Origin of the sequence: Pseudomonas quasicaspiana (genome assembly GCF_021147825.1) — a bacterium.
Taxonomy (GTDB): domain Bacteria; phylum Pseudomonadota; class Gammaproteobacteria; order Pseudomonadales; family Pseudomonadaceae; genus Aquipseudomonas; species Aquipseudomonas quasicaspiana.
The window spans coordinates 81,810-107,168 of record NZ_JAGTPI010000003.1; the positions used below are offsets into that span (position 1 = coordinate 81,810).

At 54.1% G+C, this 25,359-nt stretch carries 22 protein-coding genes; all 22 read left to right on the forward strand.

The window, feature by feature from the left end; all coding sequences use genetic code 11:
- Positions 1 to 17: 17 nt before the first annotated feature.
- Positions 18 to 2,810, forward strand: coding sequence for a DNA gyrase subunit A (gyrA, locus tag KDX30_RS03695; protein WP_231674992.1), 2,793 nt, complete (start codon positions 18 to 20; stop codon positions 2,808 to 2,810).
- Between the two features lie 223 nt (positions 2,811 to 3,033).
- Complete coding sequence (gene serC, locus KDX30_RS03700; RefSeq protein WP_122397356.1) at positions 3,034 to 4,119, forward strand: 3-phosphoserine/phosphohydroxythreonine transaminase; 1,086 nt, start codon at positions 3,034 to 3,036, stop codon at positions 4,117 to 4,119.
- Entirely contained in the window at positions 4,119 to 5,213 is a 1,095-nt protein-coding gene (gene pheA, locus KDX30_RS03705; RefSeq protein WP_027902853.1) for a prephenate dehydratase, read from the forward strand. Before serC ends, pheA begins: the two co-directional genes overlap by 1 nt.
- Before the next feature lie 213 nt (positions 5,214 to 5,426).
- Positions 5,427 to 6,539: a histidinol-phosphate transaminase gene (gene hisC, locus KDX30_RS03710; protein ID WP_231674993.1), complete on the forward strand. Its 1,113-nt coding sequence runs from the start codon at positions 5,427 to 5,429 to the stop codon at positions 6,537 to 6,539.
- A 28-nt stretch (positions 6,540 to 6,567) separates the two neighbouring features.
- Entirely contained in the window at positions 6,568 to 8,775 is a 2,208-nt protein-coding gene (locus tag KDX30_RS03715; protein ID WP_231674994.1) for a bifunctional prephenate dehydrogenase/3-phosphoshikimate 1-carboxyvinyltransferase, read from the forward strand.
- Complete coding sequence (gene cmk / locus KDX30_RS03720; RefSeq protein WP_027902856.1) at positions 8,772 to 9,461, forward strand: (d)CMP kinase; 690 nt, start codon at positions 8,772 to 8,774, stop codon at positions 9,459 to 9,461. The genes KDX30_RS03715 and cmk overlap by 4 nt, the downstream gene beginning before the upstream one ends.
- Before the next feature lie 121 nt (positions 9,462 to 9,582).
- Positions 9,583 to 11,274, forward strand: coding sequence for a 30S ribosomal protein S1 (rpsA, locus tag KDX30_RS03725; protein WP_027902857.1), 1,692 nt, complete (start codon positions 9,583 to 9,585; stop codon positions 11,272 to 11,274).
- A gap of 266 nt (positions 11,275 to 11,540) precedes the next feature.
- Positions 11,541 to 11,672: a hypothetical protein gene (locus KDX30_RS29470; RefSeq protein ID WP_264760191.1), complete on the forward strand. Its 132-nt coding sequence runs from the start codon at positions 11,541 to 11,543 to the stop codon at positions 11,670 to 11,672.
- 99 nt (positions 11,673 to 11,771) lie between these two features.
- Positions 11,772 to 12,068 (forward strand): integration host factor subunit beta, encoded by a 297-nt coding sequence (gene ihfB / locus KDX30_RS03730; RefSeq protein ID WP_122704315.1) that lies wholly within the window; start codon positions 11,772 to 11,774, stop codon positions 12,066 to 12,068.
- Positions 12,069 to 12,089: 21 nt separating this feature from the next.
- Positions 12,090 to 12,332: a lipopolysaccharide assembly protein LapA domain-containing protein gene (locus KDX30_RS03735; RefSeq protein WP_231674995.1), complete on the forward strand. Its 243-nt coding sequence runs from the start codon at positions 12,090 to 12,092 to the stop codon at positions 12,330 to 12,332.
- A gap of 139 nt (positions 12,333 to 12,471) precedes the next feature.
- Positions 12,472 to 13,953, forward strand: a complete 1,482-nt coding sequence (locus KDX30_RS03740; protein ID WP_231675051.1) for an MBL fold metallo-hydrolase RNA specificity domain-containing protein — start codon at positions 12,472 to 12,474, stop codon at positions 13,951 to 13,953.
- Entirely contained in the window at positions 13,946 to 15,007 is a 1,062-nt protein-coding gene (locus KDX30_RS03745) for a Wzz/FepE/Etk N-terminal domain-containing protein (protein WP_231674996.1), read from the forward strand. The genes KDX30_RS03740 and KDX30_RS03745 overlap by 8 nt, the downstream gene beginning before the upstream one ends.
- A 348-nt stretch (positions 15,008 to 15,355) precedes the next feature.
- Positions 15,356 to 16,336, forward strand: coding sequence for an NAD-dependent 4,6-dehydratase LegB (locus tag KDX30_RS03750; RefSeq protein ID WP_231674997.1), 981 nt, complete (start codon positions 15,356 to 15,358; stop codon positions 16,334 to 16,336).
- 9 nt (positions 16,337 to 16,345) lie between these two features.
- A complete protein-coding gene (locus KDX30_RS03755; RefSeq protein WP_231674998.1) occupies positions 16,346 to 17,497 on the forward strand; it encodes a LegC family aminotransferase in 1,152 nt (383 codons plus the stop codon).
- The gene (gene neuC / locus KDX30_RS03760; RefSeq protein ID WP_231674999.1) at positions 17,494 to 18,645 is read left to right on the forward strand and encodes a UDP-N-acetylglucosamine 2-epimerase; all 1,152 of its coding nucleotides are present in this window, start codon (positions 17,494 to 17,496) and stop codon (positions 18,643 to 18,645) included. Before KDX30_RS03755 ends, neuC begins: the two co-directional genes overlap by 4 nt.
- A 6-nt stretch (positions 18,646 to 18,651) precedes the next feature.
- Positions 18,652 to 19,740: an N-acetylneuraminate synthase gene (gene neuB, locus KDX30_RS03765; RefSeq protein ID WP_231675000.1), complete on the forward strand. Its 1,089-nt coding sequence runs from the start codon at positions 18,652 to 18,654 to the stop codon at positions 19,738 to 19,740.
- On the forward strand, positions 19,733 to 20,398 hold the full coding sequence (locus KDX30_RS03770; protein ID WP_231675001.1) for an acetyltransferase: 666 nt from the start codon (positions 19,733 to 19,735) through the stop codon (positions 20,396 to 20,398). Before neuB ends, KDX30_RS03770 begins: the two co-directional genes overlap by 8 nt.
- A gap of 15 nt (positions 20,399 to 20,413) precedes the next feature.
- Positions 20,414 to 21,460, forward strand: coding sequence for a nucleotidyltransferase family protein (locus KDX30_RS03775; RefSeq protein ID WP_231675002.1), 1,047 nt, complete (start codon positions 20,414 to 20,416; stop codon positions 21,458 to 21,460).
- On the forward strand, positions 21,457 to 22,470 hold the full coding sequence (locus tag KDX30_RS03780) for a Gfo/Idh/MocA family protein (protein WP_231675003.1): 1,014 nt from the start codon (positions 21,457 to 21,459) through the stop codon (positions 22,468 to 22,470). Before KDX30_RS03775 ends, KDX30_RS03780 begins: the two co-directional genes overlap by 4 nt.
- Entirely contained in the window at positions 22,467 to 23,159 is a 693-nt protein-coding gene (locus tag KDX30_RS03785) for an acylneuraminate cytidylyltransferase family protein (protein WP_231675004.1), read from the forward strand. The genes KDX30_RS03780 and KDX30_RS03785 overlap by 4 nt, the downstream gene beginning before the upstream one ends.
- On the forward strand, positions 23,159 to 23,917 hold the full coding sequence (locus tag KDX30_RS03790) for an oxidoreductase (RefSeq protein WP_231675005.1): 759 nt from the start codon (positions 23,159 to 23,161) through the stop codon (positions 23,915 to 23,917). The genes KDX30_RS03785 and KDX30_RS03790 overlap by 1 nt, the downstream gene beginning before the upstream one ends.
- Positions 23,918 to 24,047: 130 nt before the next feature.
- On the forward strand, positions 24,048 to 25,316 hold the full coding sequence (locus KDX30_RS03795; protein WP_231675006.1) for a hypothetical protein: 1,269 nt from the start codon (positions 24,048 to 24,050) through the stop codon (positions 25,314 to 25,316).
- Positions 25,317 to 25,359 lie beyond the last annotated feature (43 nt).

The window sequence follows — 25,359 nt, forward strand, 5'->3', positions numbered from 1 at the left end:
AAGGAATCGAGCTTCTCATGGGCGAACTGGCCAAAGAAATCCTCCCGGTCAATATCGAAGACGAGCTGAAGCAGTCCTACCTCGACTACGCAATGAGCGTAATCGTCGGGCGGGCACTGCCCGATGCACGTGATGGCTTGAAGCCCGTGCACCGGCGTGTACTGTTCGCGATGAGTGAACTGGGTAACGACTGGAACAAGCCGTACAAGAAATCCGCCCGTGTGGTCGGTGACGTTATCGGTAAGTATCACCCCCACGGCGACACTGCCGTGTATGACACCATCGTTCGTATGGCCCAGCCATTCTCGCTGCGCTATCTGCTGGTAGACGGTCAGGGCAACTTCGGTTCGGTCGACGGCGATAACGCCGCGGCCATGCGATACACCGAAGTGCGCATGACCAAGCTGGCTCACGAGCTGCTGGCTGACCTGCATAAAGAAACCGTGGACTGGGTGCCGAACTACGACGGCACGGAAATGATCCCGGCGGTCATGCCGACCCGTATTCCCAACCTGTTGGTCAACGGTTCCAGCGGTATTGCCGTGGGCATGGCGACCAACATCCCGCCGCACAACCTCGGTGAAGTCATCGACGGCTGCCTGGCGCTGATCGACAACCCGGAAATCTCCATCGATGAACTGATGCAGTTCATCCCGGGTCCTGACTTCCCGACTGCCGCAATCATCAACGGCCGTGCAGGCATCGTCGAAGCCTATCGCACCGGTCGCGGTCGCATTTACATGCGTGCCCGCTCGATGGTTGAAGACATCGACAAGGTCGGTGGTCGTCAGCAGATCGTCATCACCGAGCTGCCGTATCAATTGAACAAGGCTCGCCTGATCGAAAAGATCGCCGAGCTGGTTAAAGAGAAGAAGCTGGAAGGCATCACCGAACTGCGCGACGAGTCCGACAAGGACGGTATGCGCGTCGTGATCGAACTGCGTCGCGGCGAAGTGCCGGAGGTTATCCTCAACAACCTCTACGCCCAGACCCAGCTGCAAGCCGTTTTCGGTATCAACATCGTTGCACTGATCGACGGCCGTCCGCGCATCCTGAACCTTAAGGATCTGCTCGAAGCCTTCGTTCGTCACCGTCGCGAAGTGGTCACCCGGCGTACCGTTTTCGAGCTGCGTAAAGCCCGCGAGCGTGGTCATTTGCTCGAAGGTCAGGCAGTAGCGCTGTCGAACATCGATCCGGTTATCGCTCTGATCAAAGCCTCGCCGACACCTGCGGAAGCCAAGGTCGGGTTGATTTCGACCCCTTGGGAATCCAGCGCAGTGGTGGAAATGGTCGAGCGCGCCGGTGCGGATTCATGCCGTCCGGAAAACCTTGATCCCCAGTACGGTCTGCGTGACGGCAAGTATTTCCTGTCGCCGGAACAGGCTCAGGCCATTCTCGAATTGCGTCTGCACCGCCTGACCGGTCTTGAGCATGAAAAACTGCTCACCGAGTATCAGGAAATCCTCAGCCAGATCGGCGAACTGTTGCGCATCCTCAACAGCGCCGTGCGTTTGATGGAAGTGATCCGCGAAGAGCTGGAATTGATTCGTGTCGAGTACGGCGATGTTCGTCGCACTGAAATTCTGGATGCGCGTCTGGACCTGACACTGGGCGACATGATTCCTGAAGAGGAGCGTGTCGTTACGATTTCCCACGGTGGCTATGCCAAGACTCAGCCTCTGGCGGTCTATCAGGCGCAGCGTCGCGGCGGTAAAGGCAAGTCGGCCACCGGCATCAAGGATGAGGACTACATTGCTCACCTGCTGGTCGCCAACAGCCACACCACGCTGTTGATGTTCTCCAGCAAGGGCAAGGTTTACTGGCTCAAGACCTACGAGATCCCGGAAGCGTCCCGCGCTGCCCGTGGCCGTCCGTTGGTCAACCTGCTGCCGCTGAGCGATGGCGAGTACATCACCACCATGTTGCCGGTCGACCTGGAAGCCATGCGCAAGCGGGCTGACGAGGAGGAGGAGGCTGGTATCGAAGGTGAGATCGACGACGCAGAGAACAGCAACGAGACCGAAGAAGAGCGTAAAGCACGCATCAAGGCCGCAGACAAGAAGAAGGCTCCGTTCATCTTCATGTCTACCGCCAACGGTACCGTGAAGAAAACCCCGCTGGTGGCCTTCAGCCGTCAGCGTAGCGTGGGTCTGATCGCGCTTGAGCTGGACGAAGGCGACATCCTGATCTCCGCAGCCATCACTGATGGCGAGCAGGAAATCATGCTCTTCTCCGACGGCGGCAAGGTCACGCGCTTCAAGGAATCCGACGTTCGTGCCATGGGCCGTACCGCCCGCGGTGTGCGCGGCATGCGTCTGCCGGAAGGCCAGAAGCTGATTTCGATGCTGATCCCGGAAGAAGGCAGCCAGATTCTGACTGCTTCCGAGCGCGGCTATGGCAAGCGTACGGCGATCTCCGAGTTCCCAGAGTACAAGCGTGGCGGTCAGGGCGTTATTGCCATGGTCAGCAACGAGCGTAACGGCCGACTGGTCGGTGCGGTGCAGGTACTCGACGGCGAAGAAATCATGCTGATTTCCGATCAGGGCACACTGGTTCGTACCCGTGTCAGCGAAGTGTCCAGCCTGGGTCGTAACACTCAGGGTGTGACGCTGATCAAGCTGGCCAGCGACGAGAAACTGGTCGGCCTGGAGCGTGTGCAGGAGCCATCGGAAGTCGAAGGCGAAGAGCTGGTAATCGGTGAAGACGGTGAAGTGATCGAAGGCGAGGTGCTGAACATCGCTGACGAAGACGCTTCCACCGACGAGCAGCAAGCCGATGCTGCTTCTGACGACGAAGAACCGCAGGAGTAACGCGTAACCTGTAGGAGCCAACTTGTTGGCGAGGCGGTGTGTCATTCAAGCCCCTCTCGCGAACAAGTTCGCTCCTGCCGAGATCAGTTAAATTCAAACAACCGCGTGTTGTTTGACAGAAGTAGCCGAAGGCTGCGAACGGTTCTCACCGCTTCGCGGCCTTCGACGCTTCGTACTCCAGATGACCCAAGCCTGAGAAAATCAGAGCGTAGTGAGAGTGGATATGAGCAAGCGAGCCTTTAACTTCTGCGCAGGTCCTGCTGCGCTTCCTGAAGCTGTTCTGCTGCGTGCCCAGGCGGAGCTACTGGACTGGCATGGCAAAGGCCTGTCCGTCATGGAAATGAGCCATCGCAGTGATGAGTTCACTTCCATCGCCAACAAGGCCGAGCAGGATCTGCGTGACCTGCTGACGATTCCCTCGAACTACAAAGTGCTGTTTCTGCAAGGTGGCGCGAGCCAGCAATTTGCTCAGATCCCCCTGAATCTGTTGCCTGAAGACGGATCTGCCGACTATATCGATACTGGTATCTGGTCGCAGAAAGCCATTGAAGAAGCTTCGCGTTACGGTCACATCAATGTGGCTGCCAGCGCCAAGCCTTACGATTACTTCGCCATCCCGGGCCAGAACGAGTGGAAACTGTCCAAAGACGCGGCCTACGTTCACTACGCCCCGAATGAAACCATTGGCGGTCTGGAGTTTGACTGGATTCCAGAAACCGGTGATGTGCCACTCGTGGCTGATATGTCTTCGGACATCCTGTCCCGTCCGGTGGACGTCTCGCGTTTCGGCATGATCTACGCGGGCGCACAGAAAAACATCGGGCCAAGTGGCATCGTCGTTGCGATCATTCGCGAAGACCTGCTGGGTCGCGCCCGTTCGGTTTGCCCGACCATGCTCAACTACAAGGTCGCGGCCGATAACGGCTCGATGTACAACACGCCGCCGACGCTGGCCTGGTACCTCTCCGGTCTGGTCTTCGAGTGGCTGAAAGAGCAGGGCGGTGTTGAAGCCATCGGCAAGCTCAACGAAGTCAAAAAGCGCACGCTTTACGACTTCATCGATGCCAGTGGGCTGTATAGCAACCCGATCAACAAGTCTGACCGCTCGTGGATGAACGTGCCGTTCCGCCTTGCTGATGATCGTCTGGACAAGCCATTCCTGGCAGGTGCTGATGCGCGCGGGCTGCTTAATCTGAAAGGTCACCGTTCGGTCGGTGGCATGCGTGCCTCTATTTATAATGCCGTGGACATCAACGCGATCAACGCGCTGGTGGCTTACATGGCAGAGTTCGAGAAGGAACACGGCTAATGTCCGAGCAAGAACTCAAGGCGCTACGCGTCCGCATCGACAGCCTGGACGAAAAAGTCCTGGAGTTGATCAGTGAGCGCGCACGCTGCGCCCAGGAAGTAGCGCGAGTAAAAATGGCCAATCTGGCTGAAGGCGAAGTGCCGGTGTTTTACCGCCCCGAGCGTGAAGCCCAGGTGCTCAAGCGGGTCATGGAGCGCAATCGTGGCCCATTGAGCAACGAAGAGATGGCGCGTCTGTTTCGCGAAATCATGTCTTCGTGCCTGGCGCTGGAGCAGCCGCTGAAGGTTGCTTACCTCGGTCCAGAAGGGACGTTCACTCAGGCAGCAGCGATCAAGCATTTTGGTAACGCAGTTATCAGTCTGCCCATGGCTGCGATTGATGAAGTGTTCCGTGAAGTGGCAGCCGGTGCGGTGAACTTTGGCGTCGTGCCGGTGGAAAACTCCACCGAGGGCGCGGTCAATCACACGCTGGACAGCTTCCTTGAGCATGACATGGTGATCTGTGGCGAAGTTGAGCTGCGTATTCACCATCACCTGCTGATTGGTGAAAACACCAAGACTGAAAGCATCAGCCGCATTTATTCCCACGCTCAGTCGCTGGCCCAGTGCCGTAAGTGGCTGGATGCGCATTACCCGAATGTCGAGCGGATCGCCGTCGCGAGCAACGCCGAAGCCGCCAAGCGGGTCAAAGGCGAGTGGAATTCTGCAGCGATTGCCGGTGACATGAGTGCAAACCTGTACGGTTTGACGCGCATCGCTGAAAAAATCGAAGACCGTCCGGACAACTCCACCCGGTTCCTGATCATCGGTAGCCAGGAAGTCCCGCCCACTGGCGACGACAAGACCTCGATCATCGTATCCATGAGCAACAAGCCGGGCGCTCTGCACGAGTTGCTGGTGCCATTCCATGAGAACGGCCTGGACCTGACGCGTATCGAGACCCGTCCTTCGCGCAGCGGTAAGTGGACCTACGTGTTCTTCATCGACTTCGTTGGCCACCATCGCGACCCATTGGTCAAAGCCGTGCTGGAGCGGATCAGTCAGGAAGCAGTGGCGCTCAAGGTGCTGGGTTCATACCCGAAAGCGGTTCTTTAAAAGAGCAGCTACAGAACTACTTATTGGCTCGCGTTCCTGACACGGCGCTGTCTTATTGCAAACATTTGAACTGTAGGAGTGAGCTTGCTCGCGATTCGGTATCCTGGTCGACGAATTTGTCGTCTGAACTGACGCTATCGCGAGCAAGCTCACTCCTACATAAATGCATTTCAATTCAGTAATTTGCATCTTGTTGATAGGAGGTAGCGACACATGACTGGCGACTTCCTCGCACTGGCTCAGCCAGGTGTGCAAAAACTTTCGCCTTATGTTCCGGGTAAGCCTGTGAATGAGTTGGCGCGTGAGTTGGGCATTGATCCCGCAAAGATCATCAAGCTGGCGAGCAACGAAAACCCATTGGGCCCTGGCCCCAAGGCGCTGGCTGCGATTCGCGAAGAGTTGGCCGAACTGACGCGCTATCCGGACGGCAATGGCTTCGAGCTAAAAAAGCGCCTTGCAGAGCGTTGTGGTGTGCAGATCGATCAAGTGACGCTGGGTAACGGCTCCAACGACATTCTTGAGTTGGTCGCCCGCGCGTATCTGGCTCCCGGCCTGAACGCGGTATTCAGCGAATTCGCTTTTGCGGTTTATCCCATTGTTACCCAGGCTATCGGCGCTACTGCGCGCGTCACGCCCGCCAGAGAGTGGGGGCATGATCTGCCTGCAATGCTGGCGGCGATTGATGCCGATACCCGCGTCGTGTTCATCGCCAATCCCAACAACCCGACCGGGACCTGGTTTGGGCCGGATGCATTGAGCCGCTTTCTTGCCGCTGTGCCTGAACACGTGCTGGTAGTGCTGGACGAAGCCTATATCGAATACGCCCAGGGCGGCGATCTGCCCGATGGCCTCGATTATCTGGCTGATTACCCGAACCTGCTGGTTTCACGCACCTTCTCGAAGGCCTACGGTCTCGCGTCATTGCGAGTGGGTTACGGCTTGTCTTCTCCTGCCGTGGCAGACGTGTTGAACCGCGTTCGCCAGCCATTCAACGTCAACAGCCTTGCTTTGGCCGCTGCATGTGCGGCGCTGGACGACGCTGAATACCTGACTAAAAGTCGCCAGTTGAATGAAGTCGGCATGGAGCAGCTTGAGGGCGGTTTGCGCTTGCTTGGGCTGAGCTGGATTCCCTCCAAAGGTAATTTCATTGCGGTAGACCTGGGACGTGACAGCGGTCCGGTTTATCAAGGTTTGCTGCGCGAAGGTGTGATTGTTCGCCCGGTCGCTGGCTACGGTATGCCCAATCATCTGCGTGTGAGTATCGGTTTGTTGGAAGAAAACACTCGTTTCCTCGAGGCATTGGCCAGGGTTCTGGCGCGTGATTGATGTCATCTCAGTGAAACCAAACCCACCTATGATTCGGCGCTTGGTGGTCGTCGGGCTTGGCCTGATCGGCGGGTCTTTTGCCAAAGGCATTCGTGAAAGTGGTGTGTGTGGCGAGGTGGTCGGCGTTGATCTCGATCCCCAGTCACGCAAGCTGGCTGTTGAGCTGGGCGTTGTAGATCGCTGTGAAGCGGATCTGGCCGTGGCGTGCCGTGATGCTGACGTGATTCAGCTCGCTGTGCCGATTCTCGCGATGGAAAAAGTCCTGGCGTTGCTGGCGACCTTTGACCTGGGCGACGCAGTGCTGACCGATGTCGGCAGTGCCAAAGGCAATGTGGTTCGAGCTGCGCGTCTGGCGTTCGGCGCAATGCCACCGAGGTTCGTGCCAGGGCATCCAATTGCTGGCTCCGAACAGAGCGGCGTCGAAGCTTCCAATGCGCAGTTGTTCAAACGACACAAGGTAATCCTTACTCCATTGCCCGAGACTGATCCTGAAGCTCTGGCGGTGGTCGATCGACTCTGGTCCGAACTGGGTGCTGACGTGGAACACATGGAGGTCGAACGTCACGATGAGGTGCTGGCGGCAACCAGTCATTTGCCTCATCTATTGGCGTTTGGTCTGGTGGACTCGTTGGCCAAGCGCAACGAAAATCTCGACATCTTCAGATACGCGGCCGGTGGCTTTCGCGATTTCACGCGGATTGCGGGCAGCGATCCTGTGATGTGGCACGACATCTTTCTGGCCAATCGTGAGGCTGTGCTGCGCACGCTGGATACCTATCGAACGGATCTGGATGCGCTGCGTGATGCGATGGTCGCGGGTGATGGTCATCAGCTATTAGGTGTGTTCACCCGTGCGCGAATGGCCCGTGAGCATTTCGGCAAGATCCTTGCCCAGCGTGCTTACGTAGAGCCCGTCGAAGCTGAGGACCTGGTGTTTCTCGCCAGTCCTGGCGGTAGCGTTTCAGGTCGCGTCCGCGTGCCGGGTGACAAATCCATCTCCCATCGCTCCATCATGCTCGGCTCGTTGGCTGAGGGCGTCACGGAAGTTGAAGGCTTCCTTGAGGGTGAGGACGCTCTCGCGACGCTGCAAGCGTTCCGTGACATGGGGGTCGTAATCGAGGGGCCGCATCATGGTCGCCTGACGATCCATGGGGTCGGGCTTAATGGGCTCAAATCTGCGCCTGGACCGATTTATCTGGGCAACTCCGGCACGTCCATGCGCTTGCTGGCCGGGTTGCTGGCTGCGCAGAGTTTCGACAGTACATTGACCGGCGATGCTTCGCTCTCGCGACGGCCGATGGGTCGAGTAGCTGAGCCATTGCGGGCGATGGGCGCAGTGATTGAAACCGCTGCGGAAGGGCGTCCGCCTTTGAAGATCAAGGGTGGGCAAACGCTCAATGGCCTGACCTATGAAATGCCAATCGCCAGTGCTCAGGTCAAATCTTCCCTGTTGTTGGCCGGCCTTTACGGGCAGGGCACTACGACAGTGATCGAGCCTGCGCCGACTCGGGATCATACGGAGCGTATGCTGCGGGGCTTCGGTCACCCGGTGACGGTCGATGGGGCGAAAGTTTCCGTGAAGTCTGGCTCTGGATTGACCGCTGCGCGTATTGAAGTGCCTGCCGACATTTCGTCTGCTGCATTCTTTATGGTGGCCGCTTCCATCGCCGAAGGCTCCGACCTGGTGCTCGAACACGTCGGCATCAACCCCACGCGCACGGGTGTCATCGACATCCTGCGTCTAATGGGAGCCGACATTACGTTGGAGAATCAGCGCGAGGCGGGTGGTGAGCCAGTGGCTGACGTGCGTGTGCGCTCGGCGTCACTCAAAGGTATCGAGATCCCGGAGGCGCTAGTACCACTGGCCATTGACGAGTTCCCGGTGATCTTCGTGGCCGCCGCCTGTGCGCAGGGTCGTACGGTGTTGCGGGGGGCTCAAGAGTTGCGCGTCAAAGAATCGGACCGTATTCAAGCCATGGCCGACGGTCTGTTAACCCTGGGCATCTGTGTCGAGCCCACCCCGGACGGCATTATCATTGATGGCGGTCAGATAGGTGGTGGTGTGGTTAATGCTCAAGGCGATCATCGGATCGCCATGGCTTTCAGCGTTGCGGCGCTGCGTGCAGCAGCGCCGATTCAGATCCATGATTGTGCGAACGTCGCTACGTCGTTCCCAAATTTTCTCGCGCTTAGCGCTCAAGTCGGCATGCGTGTAGCGCAAGAGGGGCAGTTGTGAAAATTCAAGCACCGGTAATTACCATTGATGGACCTAGCGGTTCCGGGAAGGGCACAGTCGCAGGGCTGCTGGCTAAACGCCTCGGCTGGAGCCTGCTCGATTCCGGCGCGCTGTATCGCTTGCTGGCGTTCGCCGCCCGCAACCACGGCGTCGACCTGACCAACGAAGAGGCCTTGAAGCTGCTGGCTGCGCATCTGGATGTGCAGTTCGTAAGCGGAACGGCAGGGCAGGAGCAGCGGATCATTCTGGAAGGTGAGGACGTCACTCACTCCATTCGCAATGAGCAGGTCGGCAGCGGCGCTTCGCAGGTGGCTTCATTGCCTGCGGTGCGTGATGCATTGCTGCAACGCCAACGTGCTTTTCAGGAAGAGCCAGGCCTTGTCGCAGACGGTCGCGACATGGGAACCGTCGTGTTTCCGGACGCTCCGCTGAAGATTTTCCTGACCGCCAGCGCCGAGGAACGTGCCCGTCGACGTTACTTGCAGTTGAAGGCCAAGGGCGATGATGTTAGTCTGTCTAGTCTGCTAGATGAGATCAGTGCACGCGATGAGCGTGACACCCAGCGAGCGGTAGCCCCGCTCAAGCCAGCGCATGACGCTATTCAGCTGGATTCCACCGAGTTGTCCATCGAGCAGGTGCTGGAACGCATTCTGAGTGAAATCGCGCTTCGCGATATCGCCGGGTGACAAAGAAGCATGTGGGAGACCAGAAATAGTCCCGCAGGCTTTCTTTTACTTGAACGTAACCCACGTTGTCTGGAACGTGGCAGATGGGCGTATCCTTCGCCCTTGATCAACAGGAATTAAAATGAGCGAAAGCTTTGCAGAACTTTTTGAAGAAAGCCTAAAGACCCTCAACCTTCAGGCCGGTTCGATCATCACCGCTATCATCGTTGATATCGATTACCAGGCAGGCTGGGTGACGGTTCACGCCGGTCTGAAATCTGAAGGCCTGATCCCGCTGGAACAGTTCCACAACGACGCTGGCGATCTGACCATCAAGATCGGCGACGAAGTTCACGTTGCTCTGGACGCGGTAGAAGACGGCTTTGGTGAAACCAAGCTGTCCCGCGAAAAAGCCAAGCGTGCCGAGTGCTGGATTGTTCTGGAAGCGGCTTTCGCAGCTGAAGAAGTGGTCAAGGGCGTTATCAACGGTAAGGTTAAAGGCGGCTTCACTGTCGACGTTAACGGCATCCGTGCGTTCCTGCCTGGTTCTTTGGTCGACGTCCGCCCAGTGCGCGACACGACTCACCTGGAAGGCAAAGAGCTCGAGTTCAAGGTCATCAAGCTGGACCAGAAGCGCAACAACGTTGTTGTTTCGCGTCGCAGCGTGCTGGAAGCCGAGAACAGTGCCGAGCGCGAAGCTCTGCTCGAGTCCCTGCAGGAAGGTCAACAAGTCAAAGGTATCGTCAAGAACCTCACCGATTACGGCGCATTCGTCGATCTGGGTGGCGTCGATGGCCTGCTGCACATTACCGACATGGCCTGGAAGCGCATCAAGCATCCATCGGAAATCGTCAATGTTGGCGATGAGATCGATGTAAAAGTGCTGAAGTACGATCGCGAGCGCAATCGTGTTTCCCTGGGTCTGAAGCAACTGGGCGAAGACCCATGGGTTGCTATCAAGGCTCGTTACCCGGAAAGCACTCGCGTAACTGCGCGTGTTACCAACCTGACCGACTACGGCTGCTTTGCAGAGCTGGAAGAAGGCGTGGAAGGCCTGGTACACGTTTCCGAAATGGACTGGACCAACAAGAACATCCACCCTTCGAAAGTCGTACAAGTCGGCGACGAAGTGGAAGTTATGGTTCTGGACATCGACGAAGAGCGTCGTCGTATCTCCCTCGGCATCAAGCAGTGCAAATCTAACCCATGGGAAGATTTTTCTGGCCAGTTCAACAAGGGCGATAAAATCTCCGGCACCATCAAGTCGATCACCGATTTCGGTATCTTCATTGGTCTGGACGGCGGCATCGACGGCCTGGTTCACCTGTCCGACATCTCCTGGAACGAAGTGGGCGAAGAAGCCGTACGTCGCTTCAAGAAGGGCGACGAGCTCGACACCGTGATCCTGTCTGTTGATCCAGAGCGTGAGCGCATCTCGCTGGGTATCAAGCAGCTGGAAAGCGATCCGTTCTCCGAGTACGTCACTGTCAATGACAAAGGCGCAATCGTTCGCGGTATCGTTAAAGAAGTTGACGCTAAAGGCGCCATCATCACTCTGGCCGACGACATCGAAGCTTCCCTGAAAGCCTCCGAAATCAGCCGTGACCGCGTTGAAGACGCGCGTAACGTTCTGAAAGAAGGCGAAGAGATCGAAGCCAAGATCATCAGCGTTGACCGCAAGAGCCGCGTGATCAGCTTGTCCATCAAGTCGAAAGACGTTGAAGACGAGAAAGAAGCGATCCAAAGCCTGCGTAGCAAGCCTGAGACCGCAGAAAACACTGGTCCTACCACTCTTGGTGACCTGTTGCGTGCTCAAATGGAAAAACAGAACTAAGTTCTGCTTAACCATTAGAAAAAGGGCGACTTCGGTCGCCCTTTTTTGTGGGCGCGATTTGACCGGGAGGCTCCCCACCTCGGTTTGCGTGGTCTATGTTGGCTCGCAAACTCAATCCTGGTGGGAGCGAATTCATTCGCGAAGAGGCAGGTACATCCGCAGCCGATGTATGGCCTGAAATACCGCCTCCCCGAATAAACTCGGTCCCACGGGGGCCTGATGATTTTAAAATCACGACCAGCCTGTGGGAGCGAGGTTGAACTGCGATGCCTGCGCTTCGCTTTCAGGGCGTACTGGATTCAGGCAGCAGCGACCACGCAAAGCTCAAAGGCAAATCCGGGCCGTATCACTTGTATTTCGCGGCCTGGCGCTCGCTGACTAATATCCCTCGTTTGTGACCAACTCACATAAGTCAATACTCGGGCTATTCAAATTCATCCGACCATGCTAAAACCTTCGGAGCGCTTATCTAGCTGCTTGAAAAAGAAGGGAAAAATATGACGAAGTCGGAGTTGATCGAACGAATTGTCACCCATCAAGGGCTGCTCTCATCCAAGGATGTCGAGTTGGCTATCAAGACTATGCTCGAGCAGATGTCCCAGTGTCTGGCGACAGGGGATCGGATTGAAATCCGTGGCTTCGGCAGCTTTTCACTGCATTACCGAGCGCCGCGTGTAGGTCGCAACCCAAAGACGGGTCAGTCGGTAAGTCTCGATGGCAAATTTGTTCCCCATTTCAAGCCGGGGAAAGAGCTACGAGATCGCGTCAATGAAGATGAAGAGCATGACGATTAACTGCATTGGGGGAAGGTATTGATGCATAACCTGAAGCGTATGCTGTTTGCATTGTTGCTCCTGGCAATTGCTGCGGTTGTGGTGTTTTTTGTTTTAGAGAATCAACAGTCAGTGGCCCTGGTGTTGTTTGGTTGGTCTGCTCCTGCTGTTCCGTTAGCTATACCTGTACTGGCTGCCTTATTGTTGGGGCTGGGCGTCGGGCCAGTGTTGGGGGCTTATGTCGCAATGCGCTCCAAGCGTCGTATGCGCAGGTCTACCATTTAGTGTTTGTGTGGCTGTGTTGCCGCTGCTCGGTAGTTTTCGGACATTTCGTACAGCGCTGATGGAAGCGTCCTAGATTCATCCGTGGTTTTTTATGGGGTAATGACGCCCCTCAAAAACACCATGGAGCGAGCAGGTGCGCATCTCATACCCCTTCATTTCCCATCATGGCGCTGTTCAAGGCGTCACCGGCTCCTGCCACCAGCTTCATCTTGATTCTCAGCGGAGTCTGCTGGTCGATTGCGGCTTGCATTCAGGGCCTGAAGCTAAATCTGCCTGCGGCTCGCAGATTAACTTTCCCATTGCAGGTATTGCCGCACTCCTGGTGACCCATGTTCATCTGGATCATGTTGGACGCATTCCTGATCTTATCGCTGCTGGCTACAGGGGGCCGATCCTGTGTAGTGAGCCCTCTGCCGTTTTGCTTCCGCTGGTGCTGGAAGATGTCTTGAAAGTTGCAGGTGTTTTTGAGCCTGATGAGATTGATCAATATCTTCGCCATATCCGCAAAGCGATCCAGCCAGTCCCTTTTGAGCAATGGCATGATTTGATTGTCGATGACGACATCACGTGCCGGATTCGGCTGCAGCGTGCCGGGCACCTTTTGGGTTCGGCTTACGTCGAGTGCGATGTTGGTTACCCCCAGCAGGGTAGAGATCAGCGTGTAGTATTTTCCGGCGATCTTGGCTCGCCGCAGAATCCTTTATTGCGAGCACCGCGTTCGCCAGAAAGGGCGGATATTCTGGTACTGGAGAGCACCTATGGCGATCGTTTGCATCCTGACCGATCAACGCGGCAGCAGAGGCTTGAGCAGGTAATAGACCGCGCATTAGCAGACCGTGGGACGGTGTTGATTCCGGCGTTCAGCATTGGACGGACGCAGGAGTTGCTGTTTGAGATCGAGGACATTCTGCATCGCAAAGCCTTACTGCTTGCAGAGGGCCACGATGAGGGCTGTGAAGCCCCGCTATCACCTGTCGACTGGCCGCAGCTCCCCGTAATCCTGGACTCGCCATTGGCAGCGAAATTCACGCAAGCCTATCGCGATCTAAGTGCGTACTGGAATGAAGGTGCGCAGCAGAGGCTCGCCGAGCATCGCAGCCCGCTTCAATTCCGTCAGCTCATTAGTATCGACAACCACCAACAGCATCAGCAGGTGGTCAATTACCTCAAAAGCACTGGCCGTCCCGCGATCGTGATCGCTGGAAACGGGATGTGCTCCAGCGGGCGCATTGTGAACTATCTCAAGGCCATGCTGGGCGATCCGCGTCATGAAGTGTTGTTCACCGGATATCAGGCCAAAGGCACGCCCGGCGCGGTTATCCAGGCCAGCGAGGGTGCCGAAGGCTTTGTGAAAATTGATCTGGATGGAGAGATGTATGAGATCAAAGCGAAGGTCGCCACGATAGGTGGTTATTCGGCTCATGCGGATCAGGCGGGGTTGGTGGAATTTGTGATGGGGATGGGGGAATTGCCTAGATGTGTCGTGCTAGTCCATGGCGAAGACAGAGCGAAGCGCAGCCTTGCGGAAAAGTTGGAGCTTCACAGTCGTGAGAGTGGGGTTGAGTTGGAGGTGGCTGTGCCGGTGTCACTAGGGAAAGTGGAATCAAAAATATATGAGTAATGAAAGAGAGCCTCTAAGCGCCGATGAAGTTGACCTATTTGAGATAATTGGAAGGCTATGGCGGCAAAAGTTTGTTATCGGACTAACGGCTTCACTTGGAGTGTTTTGCTCAACGCTTTACGTTGCTCTTGTCACCCCGGTCTATGAAGCAAAGCTATTCATTCATTCGCCGACGCAGAATGACATTGCTCAGTTGAACTATGGTCGAGGAGGGGGAAGCGATCTGGGGCTGCTGGGGGTTAAGGATGTATACGATGTTTTTCAGAAAAACTTGCAGTCTGAGTCGGCTCGTTATGATTATTTTCACTCTGTATTTCTGCCGTCTGTGAATATGGAGCCGGGGAAAGTATCGACGAGTGATCTTTACAGGGATTTCAATAAGTCCCTGACTATTTCCCTGGCTCCCAAAGGGTCTCTGATTCGGTATGAGATTGCAGTACAAGATCCTGACGCGGACCAGGCGGTCAGGCGAGCATCCGACTTCATTGATTTGGTCGCTGCGCGTGCCAAAGACGAGTTGCTTCGTAATGTCCAGAGTGATGTTGTGATCAAGGCGGAAAACCTGGAGCAGCAAATCGCTGCGGCACAGGAGGTTGCGCGTAATCAACGAGCTGACCAGATCATTCGACTAGAAGAGGCTTTGGCAGTTGCCAGATCTATCGGTTTGGAAGCGCCGCTGCGTACGTTCAGAACGCTCTCTGGGGAGGGGCTGGTTGCACTCGATGGCTCCCATGCCTACATGCGGGGAATTAATGCGTTGGAGGCTGAGATTCAAAATCTCCAGGGGCGTCCATCCGATGATCCATTCACCATCAACCTGCGCCAGCAGCAGGCGGGTTTGAAGCTTTATCGTGAACTGAAAATCGATCCTGCCGCAGTCGCCGTTTATCGCCAGGATGGAGGCATTGAGCAGCCTCAGAAACCAATCAACCCCAAGAGCGCTATCATCGTCGGCCTTGGGGGTATGATGGGATTGATGCTGGGCATGTGTATCGCGCTTATTCGCGACTTCGGATGTAGAGGCGGCTTGAGTGCAAGGTCACGGTTGGCATAATCCGGAGGTAAGAATAGTCCGTCGCAACGCTGCTTACTCTCCCCATGATTTTCGGAGTTGTATGGCAATTGCTCAATGATCGCTAAGCGATGGTGGATCACGTGGCCGTGACGGCGTCCTCAATTTCATCTTCCTCTATGATCAGGCCTTTTGTGACCGATGGTGATTATGTCTATTCGGTGCGATTTTTTCTCGTCGGATCGCATAGCGCGTGGCATCCGTGCCAGGAAGTGGCACAATCTCGTGTCGATAATCGCGAGGCATTAACTCGGTCTCGGGTCTTTGGTTGCGGTTTTTTTGTTTCACCACGACTCAGTTCGCTGGGGTAGGCACGTTAGGGATTGGAAGATGACTACGGTTTTAGTAACTGGCGCCGATGGGTTCATTGGCTCGCATTTGACCGAATTGCTGGTGCGTGAGGGCTACAAGGTCAAGGCGCTTTCTCAGTACAACTCCTTCAATTATTGGGGGTGGCTTGAGGATGTCGATTGTCTCTCCCAGCTAGAGGTGTTTAACGGCGATGTGAGAGATCCCCATTACTGCAAGCACATTACTAAAGACGTTGATATTGTTTTCCATCTGGCCGCGCTGATCGCCATTCCCTATTCTTATGTCGCTCCTGACAGCTACGTCGACACTAACGTGAAGGGCACGCTGAATATCTGCCAGGCGGCGCTCGAAAACGGCGTGAAACGGGTTATTCATACGTCGACCAGTGAGGTCTACGGTACTGCGCAATACGTGCCGATTGATGAAAAGCATCCGCTTCAGGCGCAGTCGCCCTATAGCGCGTCAAAAATTGGCGCAGATGCAATGGCGATGAGTTTTTTCAACGCCTTCGACCTTCCTCTGACGATCGCGCGTCCGTTCAATACTTACGGCCCTCGCCAATCTGCTCGCGCGGTCATTCCGACCATCATCAGCCAGATTGCCAGTGGGAAGAAGCAGATCAAGCTTGGCGACGTAACGCCAACCCGCGATTTCAATTACGTGGCAGATACATGCCGTGGTTTTCTGGAGCTCGCGCGTTGCGACCAGGCTATTGGCGAGACAGTCAATATTGGCTCCAACTTTGAAATCTCAGTGGGGGATACCCTCGATTTGATCCGGAAGTTGATGGGCAGTGACGTTGAGTTTCTGACCGATGACCAGCGTATGCGTCCAGGCAAGTCAGAGGTTTTCCGTCTGTGGTGCGACAACACAAAAATTAATTCCTTGACTGGCTTCAAGCCAGCTTACGACATCGAGCGCGGTTTGCAGGAGACCATTAACTGGTTTACCCGCCCTGAGAATCTCGCCAAATACAAAGCCGATATCTACAACGTCTGAGGTGCCTTGATGTATCAGTCCCTTGTCTCGTTCATTCGCGAGCAATATGGCACCAATGATTTTATCCCTCTGCATGCTCCCGTTTTTCGCGGAAACGAGCAGGCATATGTTGCGCAGACTATTGAGTCCACTTTTGTCTCCAGCGTAGGCGCGTTCGTTGATCGCTTCGAGCAGGATATGCAAGGCTATACCGGCAGTGCTCGGGCGGTCGCCACTGTAAATGGCACTGCAGCGCTGCACATGGCGCTATTGCTGGCTGGCGTTAAACCGGGTGACCGTGTGATCACCCAGTCATTGACGTTTGTGGCTACCTGTAATGCCATTGCGTATTGCGGGGCGGAGCCGGTGTTCGTTGACGTCGATCGTGACACTCTGGGCATGTCGCCGGTAGCGCTTGAAACGTGGTTGTCGGATGCCGCGTATATCGATACCGACGGTGCCTGTCGTCTGAAAGACGGGGACACTGTGTTGCGGGCTTGCTTGCCGATGCATACGTTTGGGCATCCAGTGAAACTCGATGAGTTGGTCGACGTGTGTGATCGCTGGGGCCTGGTACTGGTTGAGGACGCCGCCGAGTCCCTTGGCAGCCTGTACAAGGGCAAGCACACCGGTACGTTCGGTCAGATCGGTACATTGAGCTTTAATGGCAACAAGATTATTACCACGGGCGGCGGCGGGATGATCCTGTGTAATGAAGAGCTGGGCGTACGTGCCAAGCACCTCACGACGACGGCCAAGCAGCCTCACCCTTACGAGTATGTTCATGATGAGGTGGGGTACAACTATCGTTTGCCGAATCTGAATGCCGCACTTGGATGTGCGCAGCTTGAGCAACTGGAAAGCTTCGTGGTGTCGAAGCGGGAGCTGGCGGCGCAATACATTGATGCCTTGGAAGGGAGTGATCTGGCTTTCGTGAAGGAACCAGCGAATTGCCGATCCAATTATTGGTTGAATGCTGTTGTGTGTGAAGACCGAGAGCGTCGCGATGCGCTGCTGGATTTTACAAATAAGCAGGGTGTGATGACCAGGCCTATCTGGCGGTTGATGAATCATCTACCCGCTTATGCGCATTGCTTACGTGCAGACCTTAGCAATGCGGAGTGGCTGGAGTCGCGAGTCGTTAATCTGCCAAGCAGCGTGCTGCCAGAAGTTCAGTCGTGAAAAATATCGCAGTTTTTACTGGAACTCGGGCCGAGTATGGATTGCTGTACTGGCTGATGAAGGACATTCAGGCGTGCGATGACTTGAATCTTCAAGTCATCGTTAGCGGTATGCATCTTTCCCCTGAGTTTGGAGAAACCTGGCGTCAAGTGGAAACTGATGGTTTTTTGATAGATGCCAAGGTTGAGATGCTACTGTCCTCCGATACTGATGTGGGCGTAGTCAAGTCTATGGGGCTTGGCACGATAGGCTTTGCGGATGCTCTCGACCGTCTCAGACCTGATTATCTTGTCGTTCTCGGCGACCGATTTGAAGCTTTGGCGATTGTGCAAGCTGCATTGATTATGAAAGTTCCAGTGGCACATCTGCACGGTGGTGAGATAACCGAGGGTGCCTATGATGATGCTATACGTCATGCGATCAGCAAGATGGCTGATGTGCATTTCGTTTCGACGGATGTTTACCGTAAGCGTGTGGTTCAGATGGGGGAGTCACCGGAACGGGTCTTCAACGTCGGTGCTGTAGGTCTGGATCACATCGTCCGGACGCCGCGGATGAGCTTGAGCGAGTTGCGGGAAAGCCTGGGTTTTGATCTGAATCAGCCATTTCTGTTAGTCACTTATCATCCTGTGACACTGGCGGATGAACCTCCGGTCGAAAGCATTAATGCCTTGCTTGAGGCGTTGGATGAGTTTCCGGATTACCAAATTATTTTGACTTATCCCAACGCGGACAATGGTGGCAGGGCCATTATCCCTCTGCTGGAAGCTTATGCGAATCTTCAACCAGAGAGAGTTCTGGCTATTCCCTCGCTTGGATACCGGCGATACCTGAGCGCAGTTGCTTTGGCCGAAGCCGTGGTAGGTAATTCATCCAGTGGAATCATTGAGGTGCCTTCATTTGGTGTGCCGACCGTAAACATCGGTATGCGTCAGAAGGGGCGTCTTGCCGCTGAGTCAGTCTTACATTGTGCAGCCACTCGGGATGCACTTGAGGCTGCAATGCGTGTTGCTCTTGATCCTGAGTTCGTGAGCGCATGCCGTAAAGTAAGTAATCCATACGGAAATGCTGACTCCGCGCAGCAAATCGTCCAGATACTACGTGCTGTAAAGGGGCGGGCAAATAAACCATTTCATGATCTTGGTTGAATACAGATGACTAACCCTAAAAGCGGTGCTGTGTACATTATTGCTGAAGCCGGAGTAAACCATAACGGGGACCGGGATCTTGCACTTGCACTTATCGATGCTGCCGCTGATGCAGGCGTTGACGCCGTCAAGTTTCAGACATTCGATGCGGCTGTGCTGGCTTCGCGTACTGCGCCCAAGGCTGCGTATCAGAAAGAAAGCACTGATCGCGAAGAAAGCCAGTTGGCTATGTTGAAAAAGCTGGAGCTGCCCCGCGAATGGCATGAAGAGTTGCAGGCTTACACTCGCAGCAAAGGGCTTGAGTTCCTGTCCACGGCGTTTGATACAGGCAGCCTCGACTTTCTGTGCTCGTTGGACATGCCTTTTTTCAAAGTACCTTCGGGTGAGCTGACCAACGCTCCCTTGCTTTGGCAGTTTGCTCACACAGGGAAGAAACTTGTGCTTTCTACCGGTATGGCCACCCTGAGTGAGGTTGAGCAAGCTCTTGCGATCGTGACTCACGCTCTGGAGAACAAAGCGGAGCCTGCCGATATGGATGCTGTTTGGAAGGTCTGGAGCAATGAGCAGAGCCGGGATAGGCTCAAGGGCCATGTCACGCTTTTGCATTGCACCTCTCAGTACCCTACACCCTGGAATGAGGTTAACTTGAGGGCCATGGATACCCTGGCTAACGCTTTCGGCCTTGAAGTCGGCTATTCGGACCATACCGAAGGTTGCCTGATTCCGGTCGCTGCGGTGGCGCGTGGCGCAAAAATTATCGAGAAACATTTCACTCTCGATCGTACGCTGCCAGGTCCCGACCATAAAGCCTCGCTTGAACCTAATGATCTTAAGCGCATGGTTGCGGAGATCCGCGCTTTGGAGCTTGCCTTGGGAAGTAACTGCAAGGCTCCCCAGCAAAGCGAGTGGGATACGCGTCGTGCAGCGCGCCAACAAGTTGTGGCAGCTCGTGACATCCTGGCAGGTCAGATTATTCAACGGGTTGATTTGAGCACCGCACGCAGTGGAGCAGGTTTACCTGCCACACGCTTGTGGGAGCTAGTGGGGCGCTCGGCCGGTAAGTCTTACGAGGCCGGCGAGATTGTAAATGAGTGACTTACGCTCAGAACTGCCATTAATCCTGCTAGGCGCCGGTGGTCACGCCAAGGTCTTGCTTTCAGTTGCGCGAAGTTTGAACTGGTCGGTTATCGGAGTCTGCGACCCGCAACTTTTTTCGTCCGGGGTCACTCGCTGGCGTGGCTTGGATGTATTGGGCGGAGACGAAGCGCTGCAGCGGTTTGACCGCGATAACTTCCAGGTGCTCAATGGCATTGGCCAAGTTGTTGGTAGCGCGGCAAGGCGTAAAGTCTACGAGCGGCTAGCTGCGGACGGTTATCGGTTTGCGACGGTGGTGCACCCAGCCGCGTGGGTCGACTCCAGCGTCGAGCTGCGGGACGGGGTTCAAGTTATGGCCGGGGCGATTATTCAAGCCGACTCGGTTGTAGGTAAGAATTCCATCATCAACACGCACTCTGCAGTGGATCATGACTGTGTCGTGGGGGCTCACTCTCATATTGCGCCTGGCGCTACGTTATGTGGCGGTGTGAGTGTCGGTGAACGATGTTTCGTTGCCAGTGGCGCTACTGTTATTCAGGGCATAGTGATTGGAAATGATGCAGTGATTGGCGCCGGTTCGGTGCTGGTCCGTGATGTGGCGTCTCACGGTATAGTGCTGGGTTCCAAACCCCGGTTTGGAACGCTGGCAGATAAGTAAACGAGTAGGTATCAAATGAAGCAGTGGGAATTAACCTTCGTCGCACCGGATTGCTCAATGGAAGAGGCAATCGCATCACTTGATCGTGTTGCGGTGCGGATTGTCATGGTCGTTGATTCTGCGCGGCATCTGTTGGGCACGGTAACAGACGGTGATGTACGTCGGGCATTGCTCAAGCGTAAGCCGCTTGAGACATCTGTGCGGGATATCATGTGCGCGACACCAAAGACTGCTGAAAAGGAATGGAGCCGGACCCGCATTCTCTCTGTCATGGAGAAGTATCAACTACTGCAACTGCCGGTGGTCGACTCGGATGGCGTAGTCATCGGGCTCGAGACGTTGCATGGACTGCTGAATAAACCACAGCGCGATAATCCGGTCTTTCTGATGGCTGGCGGTTTTGGCACCCGACTGTATCCCTTGACCCAGAACTGCCCAAAGCCGTTATTGAAAGTAGGCGACAAGCCTATTCTTGAGTTGATCCTCGAACGCTTCATCAACTCGGGATTCCATCGATTTTTCATCTCTACGCACTATATGCCCGAGATGATCCGCGAACATTTTGGCGATGGTACCCGTTGGGGCGTTGATATTCGCTATGTGCACGAGGAAGCTCCGCTGGGCACCGGAGGCGCGCTTGGTCTGTTGCCACATGATGAAATCGACCTCCCATTGTTTCTGATGAATGGCGACCTGTTGACGACTCTGAACTTCCTCAACGTATTGGAATTTCATGAACTCCACAGCGGTATGGCCACCATGTGCGTACGTGAGTACGAATATAGCGTGCCGTACGGGGTCATCCAGAGCGAAGGTCACAAGATCCGTTCTATGGTGGAAAAACCCGTCCAGAAGTTCTTTATCAATGCGGGCATCTATCTTCTGTCGCCTGAGTTGGTCAAGAGTGTCAAGCCTGGGGTCCGGGTAGACATGCCGACTCTTCTGGAGGCAGAAATCGGAGCAGGTCGCGACGTTAATATGTTTCCCGTTCATGAGTACTGGCTGGACATTGGGCGGATGGAGGACTTCCACCGCGCTCAACAAGAGTTTGGAACACTATGAAAGTGGGTGATCTGTTTTTAGTGATTGGTAGCGGCAGTATCGCTCGGCGTCATATGGCCAATATCAAGGGAATGTACCCGGGTGCGCGCGTAGGATGTTTATCCGCTTCTGGCAGGGTAATGGACCCTGCCGAGCTCGGCGAGGATGTGGTGATCTACTCTTCTATGGACAATGCGATTGCGGACAGGCCTACATCCGCAATTGTTGCTTCACCTGCGCCTTTTCACATTGAGCAGGCCGAGGCGCTGGTGCGAGCAGGTGTGCCTGTGCTGATTGAAAAGCCTCTGGCTGATTCATTGCAGCGTTTCAAAGCTTCGGCTGATTTGCTGCTCGAAGAGCAGGACACCGTGGTTATCGCCTACAACCTGCGTTTCATGCCTTCGGCTGGAGTGACCAAGCAGATCATTGATTCCGGGCAGCTCGGACACATTCACAGTGTTAGCGTTGATGTAGGGCAGTATCTACCCGATTGGCGTCCAGCGAGTGACTACCGCAAGAATGTGTCAGCCCAACATAAGCTTGGCGGTGGCGTATTGCTCGAGCTCAGTCATGAGCTCGATTACCTACAGTGGCTATTCGGTCCGCTGCAAAGTGTTTACTGCGTTGCCAGAACCTCTGGCGCTTTGGAACTGGATGTCGAAGATCTGGTAGATGCATTCCTGACGAGCGAGTGCGGAGTGGTCATTAACCTTCACATGGATTTTCTTCAGCGCGCGCCTGTACGTTGCTGCAAAGTAATTGCTGAGCATGGTTCGCTGGAGTGGAACATTCTAAAGAACCGCGTAACGCTGCATCTAAATGCTAGCGAGTCCACTGTGCTGTTTGATGATGCTGATTATGACCGGAATCAGATGTATGTGGACGAGTTGGCTCATTTTCAGGATGTTGCAAATAGGAAGTCTCGCCCGTTCGTAACGGTAGCTCAAGGGCTCTCGACGCTAACAGTAGTGGATGCACTTAAGCGTTCATCGGCGACAGGTGCAGTCGTTTCACTTAAGGATTTTTCATGATCAACGCATATGCGTTTGTTTTTGCCCGTGGAAACTCAAAGGGACTTTCAGGAAAGAACATCAAATTGTTAGGCGGCAAACCGCTGCTTGGTCATGCGATCGACGTAGCACGTCAGGTTCCAGAAATTAAAAAGGTTTTCGTCTCTACTGACTCCGACGCCATTGCTTCGGTTGCTCGCGAATACGGCGCCGAGGTTATTGAGCGACCTCAAGAGCTGGCGACAGATGAGGCGCCGGAATGGCTGGCATGGCAACACGCAATTCAGTACTTGCAGGCGCGGGGCGAGCGCTTTGATCTATTTGTTAGCCTGCCTGCCACCAGTCCGCTTAGAAGTGCCGAAGATGTCGCATCCTGTATCAGCAGCGTGGATGATGACGTAGATGTTGTCGTTACTGTTACGCCAGCAGCTCGCAGTCCATTTTTCAACATGCTCGTTCGTGACGAACGCGGTGTCAGCTCAATAGTCTGCGCGGGCGATAATTATCATCGGCGGCAGGATGCTCCCGAGGTGTATGACATGACGACTGTAGCCTATGTCGCTCGCCCTGATTACATATTGAATCACGCGAAGTTGTTCGCAGGGCGTGTGAGGTCGGTGATCGTGCCCCGGGAGCGTGCGATTGATATCGACGATATTTACGACTTCAAGATGGCAGAAATTTTTTTAATGGAAAGAGAGGCTCAGTGATGCTGACCGGTAAAAAGATACTCGTTGCAGGTGCAGCTGGTTTGCTGGGAAGCCGCCTTGTTTCGCATTTGCTTTCCTTGGGCGCTAAAGTGATTGCTGCCGACTACAATAGTGAATCACTGCGTGGTGGCCTAGAGCGATCTGGCCTGCTGGGGCATCCATTGCTGGAAATCGCTGACCTTGATTTGAATGATACGGTGCGCGTCGCCGGGTTCTTTCAGGAACTGAATAGTCTTGATGGTGCTGTCAACTGCGCTTATCCACGAAATAAACAGTATGGACGTGGTTTCTATCAGGTAGAACTTGCAGATTTCAATGAAAATGTTTCCCTCCATCTTGGCTCATCGTTTTTATTTATTCAGCAGTGCGCAAAATATTTTGAACAACACAAAACACCCTTCTCGCTCGTTAATATATCGTCGATTTACGGCGTCGTAGCGCCGAAGTTTAATATTTATGAAAATACGCCGATGACCATGCCCGTCGAGTATGCCGCAATTAAATCTGCGCTGATTCATCTCAGTAAGTATGTGACTAGCTTTGTCGGGGATAGCCGATTCCGTTCGAATTGTGTAAGCCCGGGTGGGCTGTTTGACCGACAACCAGAGGCGTTTCTCGAAAAATATAAAGAAGCGTGCCTGGGTAAAGGGATGTTGGATATCGAGGATGTCATGGGCTCAATCGCATTTTTGTTGTCCGATAAATCGAAATATATCAATGGCCAAAATCTGATAGTGGATGATGGTTTTTCACTTTGAATGATGCGGATAAGGTTGCCTATCTGCTCTTGGCAGTGCGCAAATTATTCCCCTTGAGATACTTTTTGGTGCAGGGATCGATAATGCCTTTTAGTACAATAACGCCCGATAAGTTGGGTGCGCGTAAACCATGATTTTTGTCGTTGTTGCCTACATGTCTTTCATGTTTCTTGTATTCAGAAACAAGAAAATTCTTGCCCCTTCAAATGTGGTGTTTGCTAACTATTTTCTTAATTTTATTTTTCCAGCAACGCTTTTCTATATTCTTGAGTTTTTAAGCTGGGATTATGTTCTTCCTTGGGGCAAGCTTAATGATTGGGCCACATTGTCCCATGAAGTGATACTTTCCTATGCTTATGTGTTTAGCCTGTTCTTTTTTATTACTCGGGGGATGGAGTCTCTGTTTGATCGCTCACGGCAGACCGATGAGGTTTTTACTTATCAAGCTAGACCCTTATCTCTTTTTATCAGTGCTTTGCTCCTTCTCGCCGGAGCGCTATATTTTTTCCACCTCACCGGCGGTTTGAGCGCGTGGTTGGGTGACTACAGTGAGACGTTTATTTCGAAAAGGAAGGGCTTCGGGCTACTTAATTTCCTGCTGATAATGGGAGCGAATTTTCTGGCGTTCTGGATCGGCTTTTATTGTAAGACTACCCCTCGTCTGAGTTGGCTTCTGTTAGTGTTTGTCTGTGTTGTGCTCGCATTCTGTGCGTACTTACAAGGGGTCAAGAGTCGGGTCTTCTACTTTGCAATCTTTTTTAGTTTGCCCTGGATCGTTAGTATGCGTCTGACTCTATGGAAAGGCGCCGTAATATTTGCAGCATTTCTCATTTTATTCGCTGGGGCGATGTATGTCCGGTCGAATGGTTTTTATAATACGCCGGGAATGTTGCTGGAGTACTTTCTGACCTACTTTAATACTATTTTCCTGCACGATATTGTTCTGCGGGACATGCAGCCTGGTTTTTTTCTAACCGTTGCTTATCCGTTTGATAAGTGGTTGACGTTTTTTGGTGTGTTCTCTGAGGATTACCTTCATGATATTAGTCGCTGGCTAACGGCAATCTACTTTCCTGCCCAGTGGTTTGAGGAGTCTGCGACTCAACAGTGGCCGATAGATACGGAGCTATACCTGAATTACGGTGCTTATGTATTTTGGATTTTTCCTATAGCACTTTACTCTTTTTATATTTGCGCGCTGTATACTTTGCGCCTTAGGGCAGGGCCGATTGTGTTGTTCATATTTGTTTCGGAATTGCTCCTGTTTTTAAGCATGTTCAGAGGGAGCATGTTGCAGTGGATAGCTCTGTTTAATTTTGTATTTTATGGTGCCTTGTTGCTGGGGCAGCGCTTCATGTTTGTTAGGGTCGTGCCTACCGCTGTTGATCGGCCTAGATGATAAAGAGTCACCACAGTGTCCAGGTGGGTACCCTGTTAAGGCA

Coding starts and splice junctions, on each gene's coding strand:
- gyrA (WP_231674992.1), top strand. CDS start 18: ATGGGCGAACTGGCCAAAGAAATCCTCCCGGTCAATATCGAAGACGAG.
- serC (WP_122397356.1), top strand. CDS start 3,034: ATGAGCAAGCGAGCCTTTAACTTCTGCGCAGGTCCTGCTGCGCTTCCT.
- pheA (WP_027902853.1), top strand. CDS start 4,119: ATGTCCGAGCAAGAACTCAAGGCGCTACGCGTCCGCATCGACAGCCTG.
- hisC (WP_231674993.1), top strand. CDS start 5,427: ATGACTGGCGACTTCCTCGCACTGGCTCAGCCAGGTGTGCAAAAACTT.
- KDX30_RS03715 (WP_231674994.1), top strand. CDS start 6,568: ATGATTCGGCGCTTGGTGGTCGTCGGGCTTGGCCTGATCGGCGGGTCT.
- rpsA (WP_027902857.1), top strand. CDS start 9,583: ATGAGCGAAAGCTTTGCAGAACTTTTTGAAGAAAGCCTAAAGACCCTC.
- KDX30_RS29470 (WP_264760191.1), top strand. CDS start 11,541: ATGCCTGCGCTTCGCTTTCAGGGCGTACTGGATTCAGGCAGCAGCGAC.
- ihfB (WP_122704315.1), top strand. CDS start 11,772: ATGACGAAGTCGGAGTTGATCGAACGAATTGTCACCCATCAAGGGCTG.
- KDX30_RS03735 (WP_231674995.1), top strand. CDS start 12,090: ATGCATAACCTGAAGCGTATGCTGTTTGCATTGTTGCTCCTGGCAATT.
- KDX30_RS03745 (WP_231674996.1), top strand. CDS start 13,946: ATGAGTAATGAAAGAGAGCCTCTAAGCGCCGATGAAGTTGACCTATTT.
- KDX30_RS03750 (WP_231674997.1), top strand. CDS start 15,356: ATGACTACGGTTTTAGTAACTGGCGCCGATGGGTTCATTGGCTCGCAT.
- KDX30_RS03755 (WP_231674998.1), top strand. CDS start 16,346: ATGTATCAGTCCCTTGTCTCGTTCATTCGCGAGCAATATGGCACCAAT.
- neuB (WP_231675000.1), top strand. CDS start 18,652: ATGACTAACCCTAAAAGCGGTGCTGTGTACATTATTGCTGAAGCCGGA.
- KDX30_RS03770 (WP_231675001.1), top strand. CDS start 19,733: ATGAGTGACTTACGCTCAGAACTGCCATTAATCCTGCTAGGCGCCGGT.
- KDX30_RS03775 (WP_231675002.1), top strand. CDS start 20,414: ATGAAGCAGTGGGAATTAACCTTCGTCGCACCGGATTGCTCAATGGAA.
- KDX30_RS03780 (WP_231675003.1), top strand. CDS start 21,457: ATGAAAGTGGGTGATCTGTTTTTAGTGATTGGTAGCGGCAGTATCGCT.
- KDX30_RS03785 (WP_231675004.1), top strand. CDS start 22,467: ATGATCAACGCATATGCGTTTGTTTTTGCCCGTGGAAACTCAAAGGGA.
- KDX30_RS03790 (WP_231675005.1), top strand. CDS start 23,159: ATGCTGACCGGTAAAAAGATACTCGTTGCAGGTGCAGCTGGTTTGCTG.
- KDX30_RS03795 (WP_231675006.1), top strand. CDS start 24,048: ATGATTTTTGTCGTTGTTGCCTACATGTCTTTCATGTTTCTTGTATTC.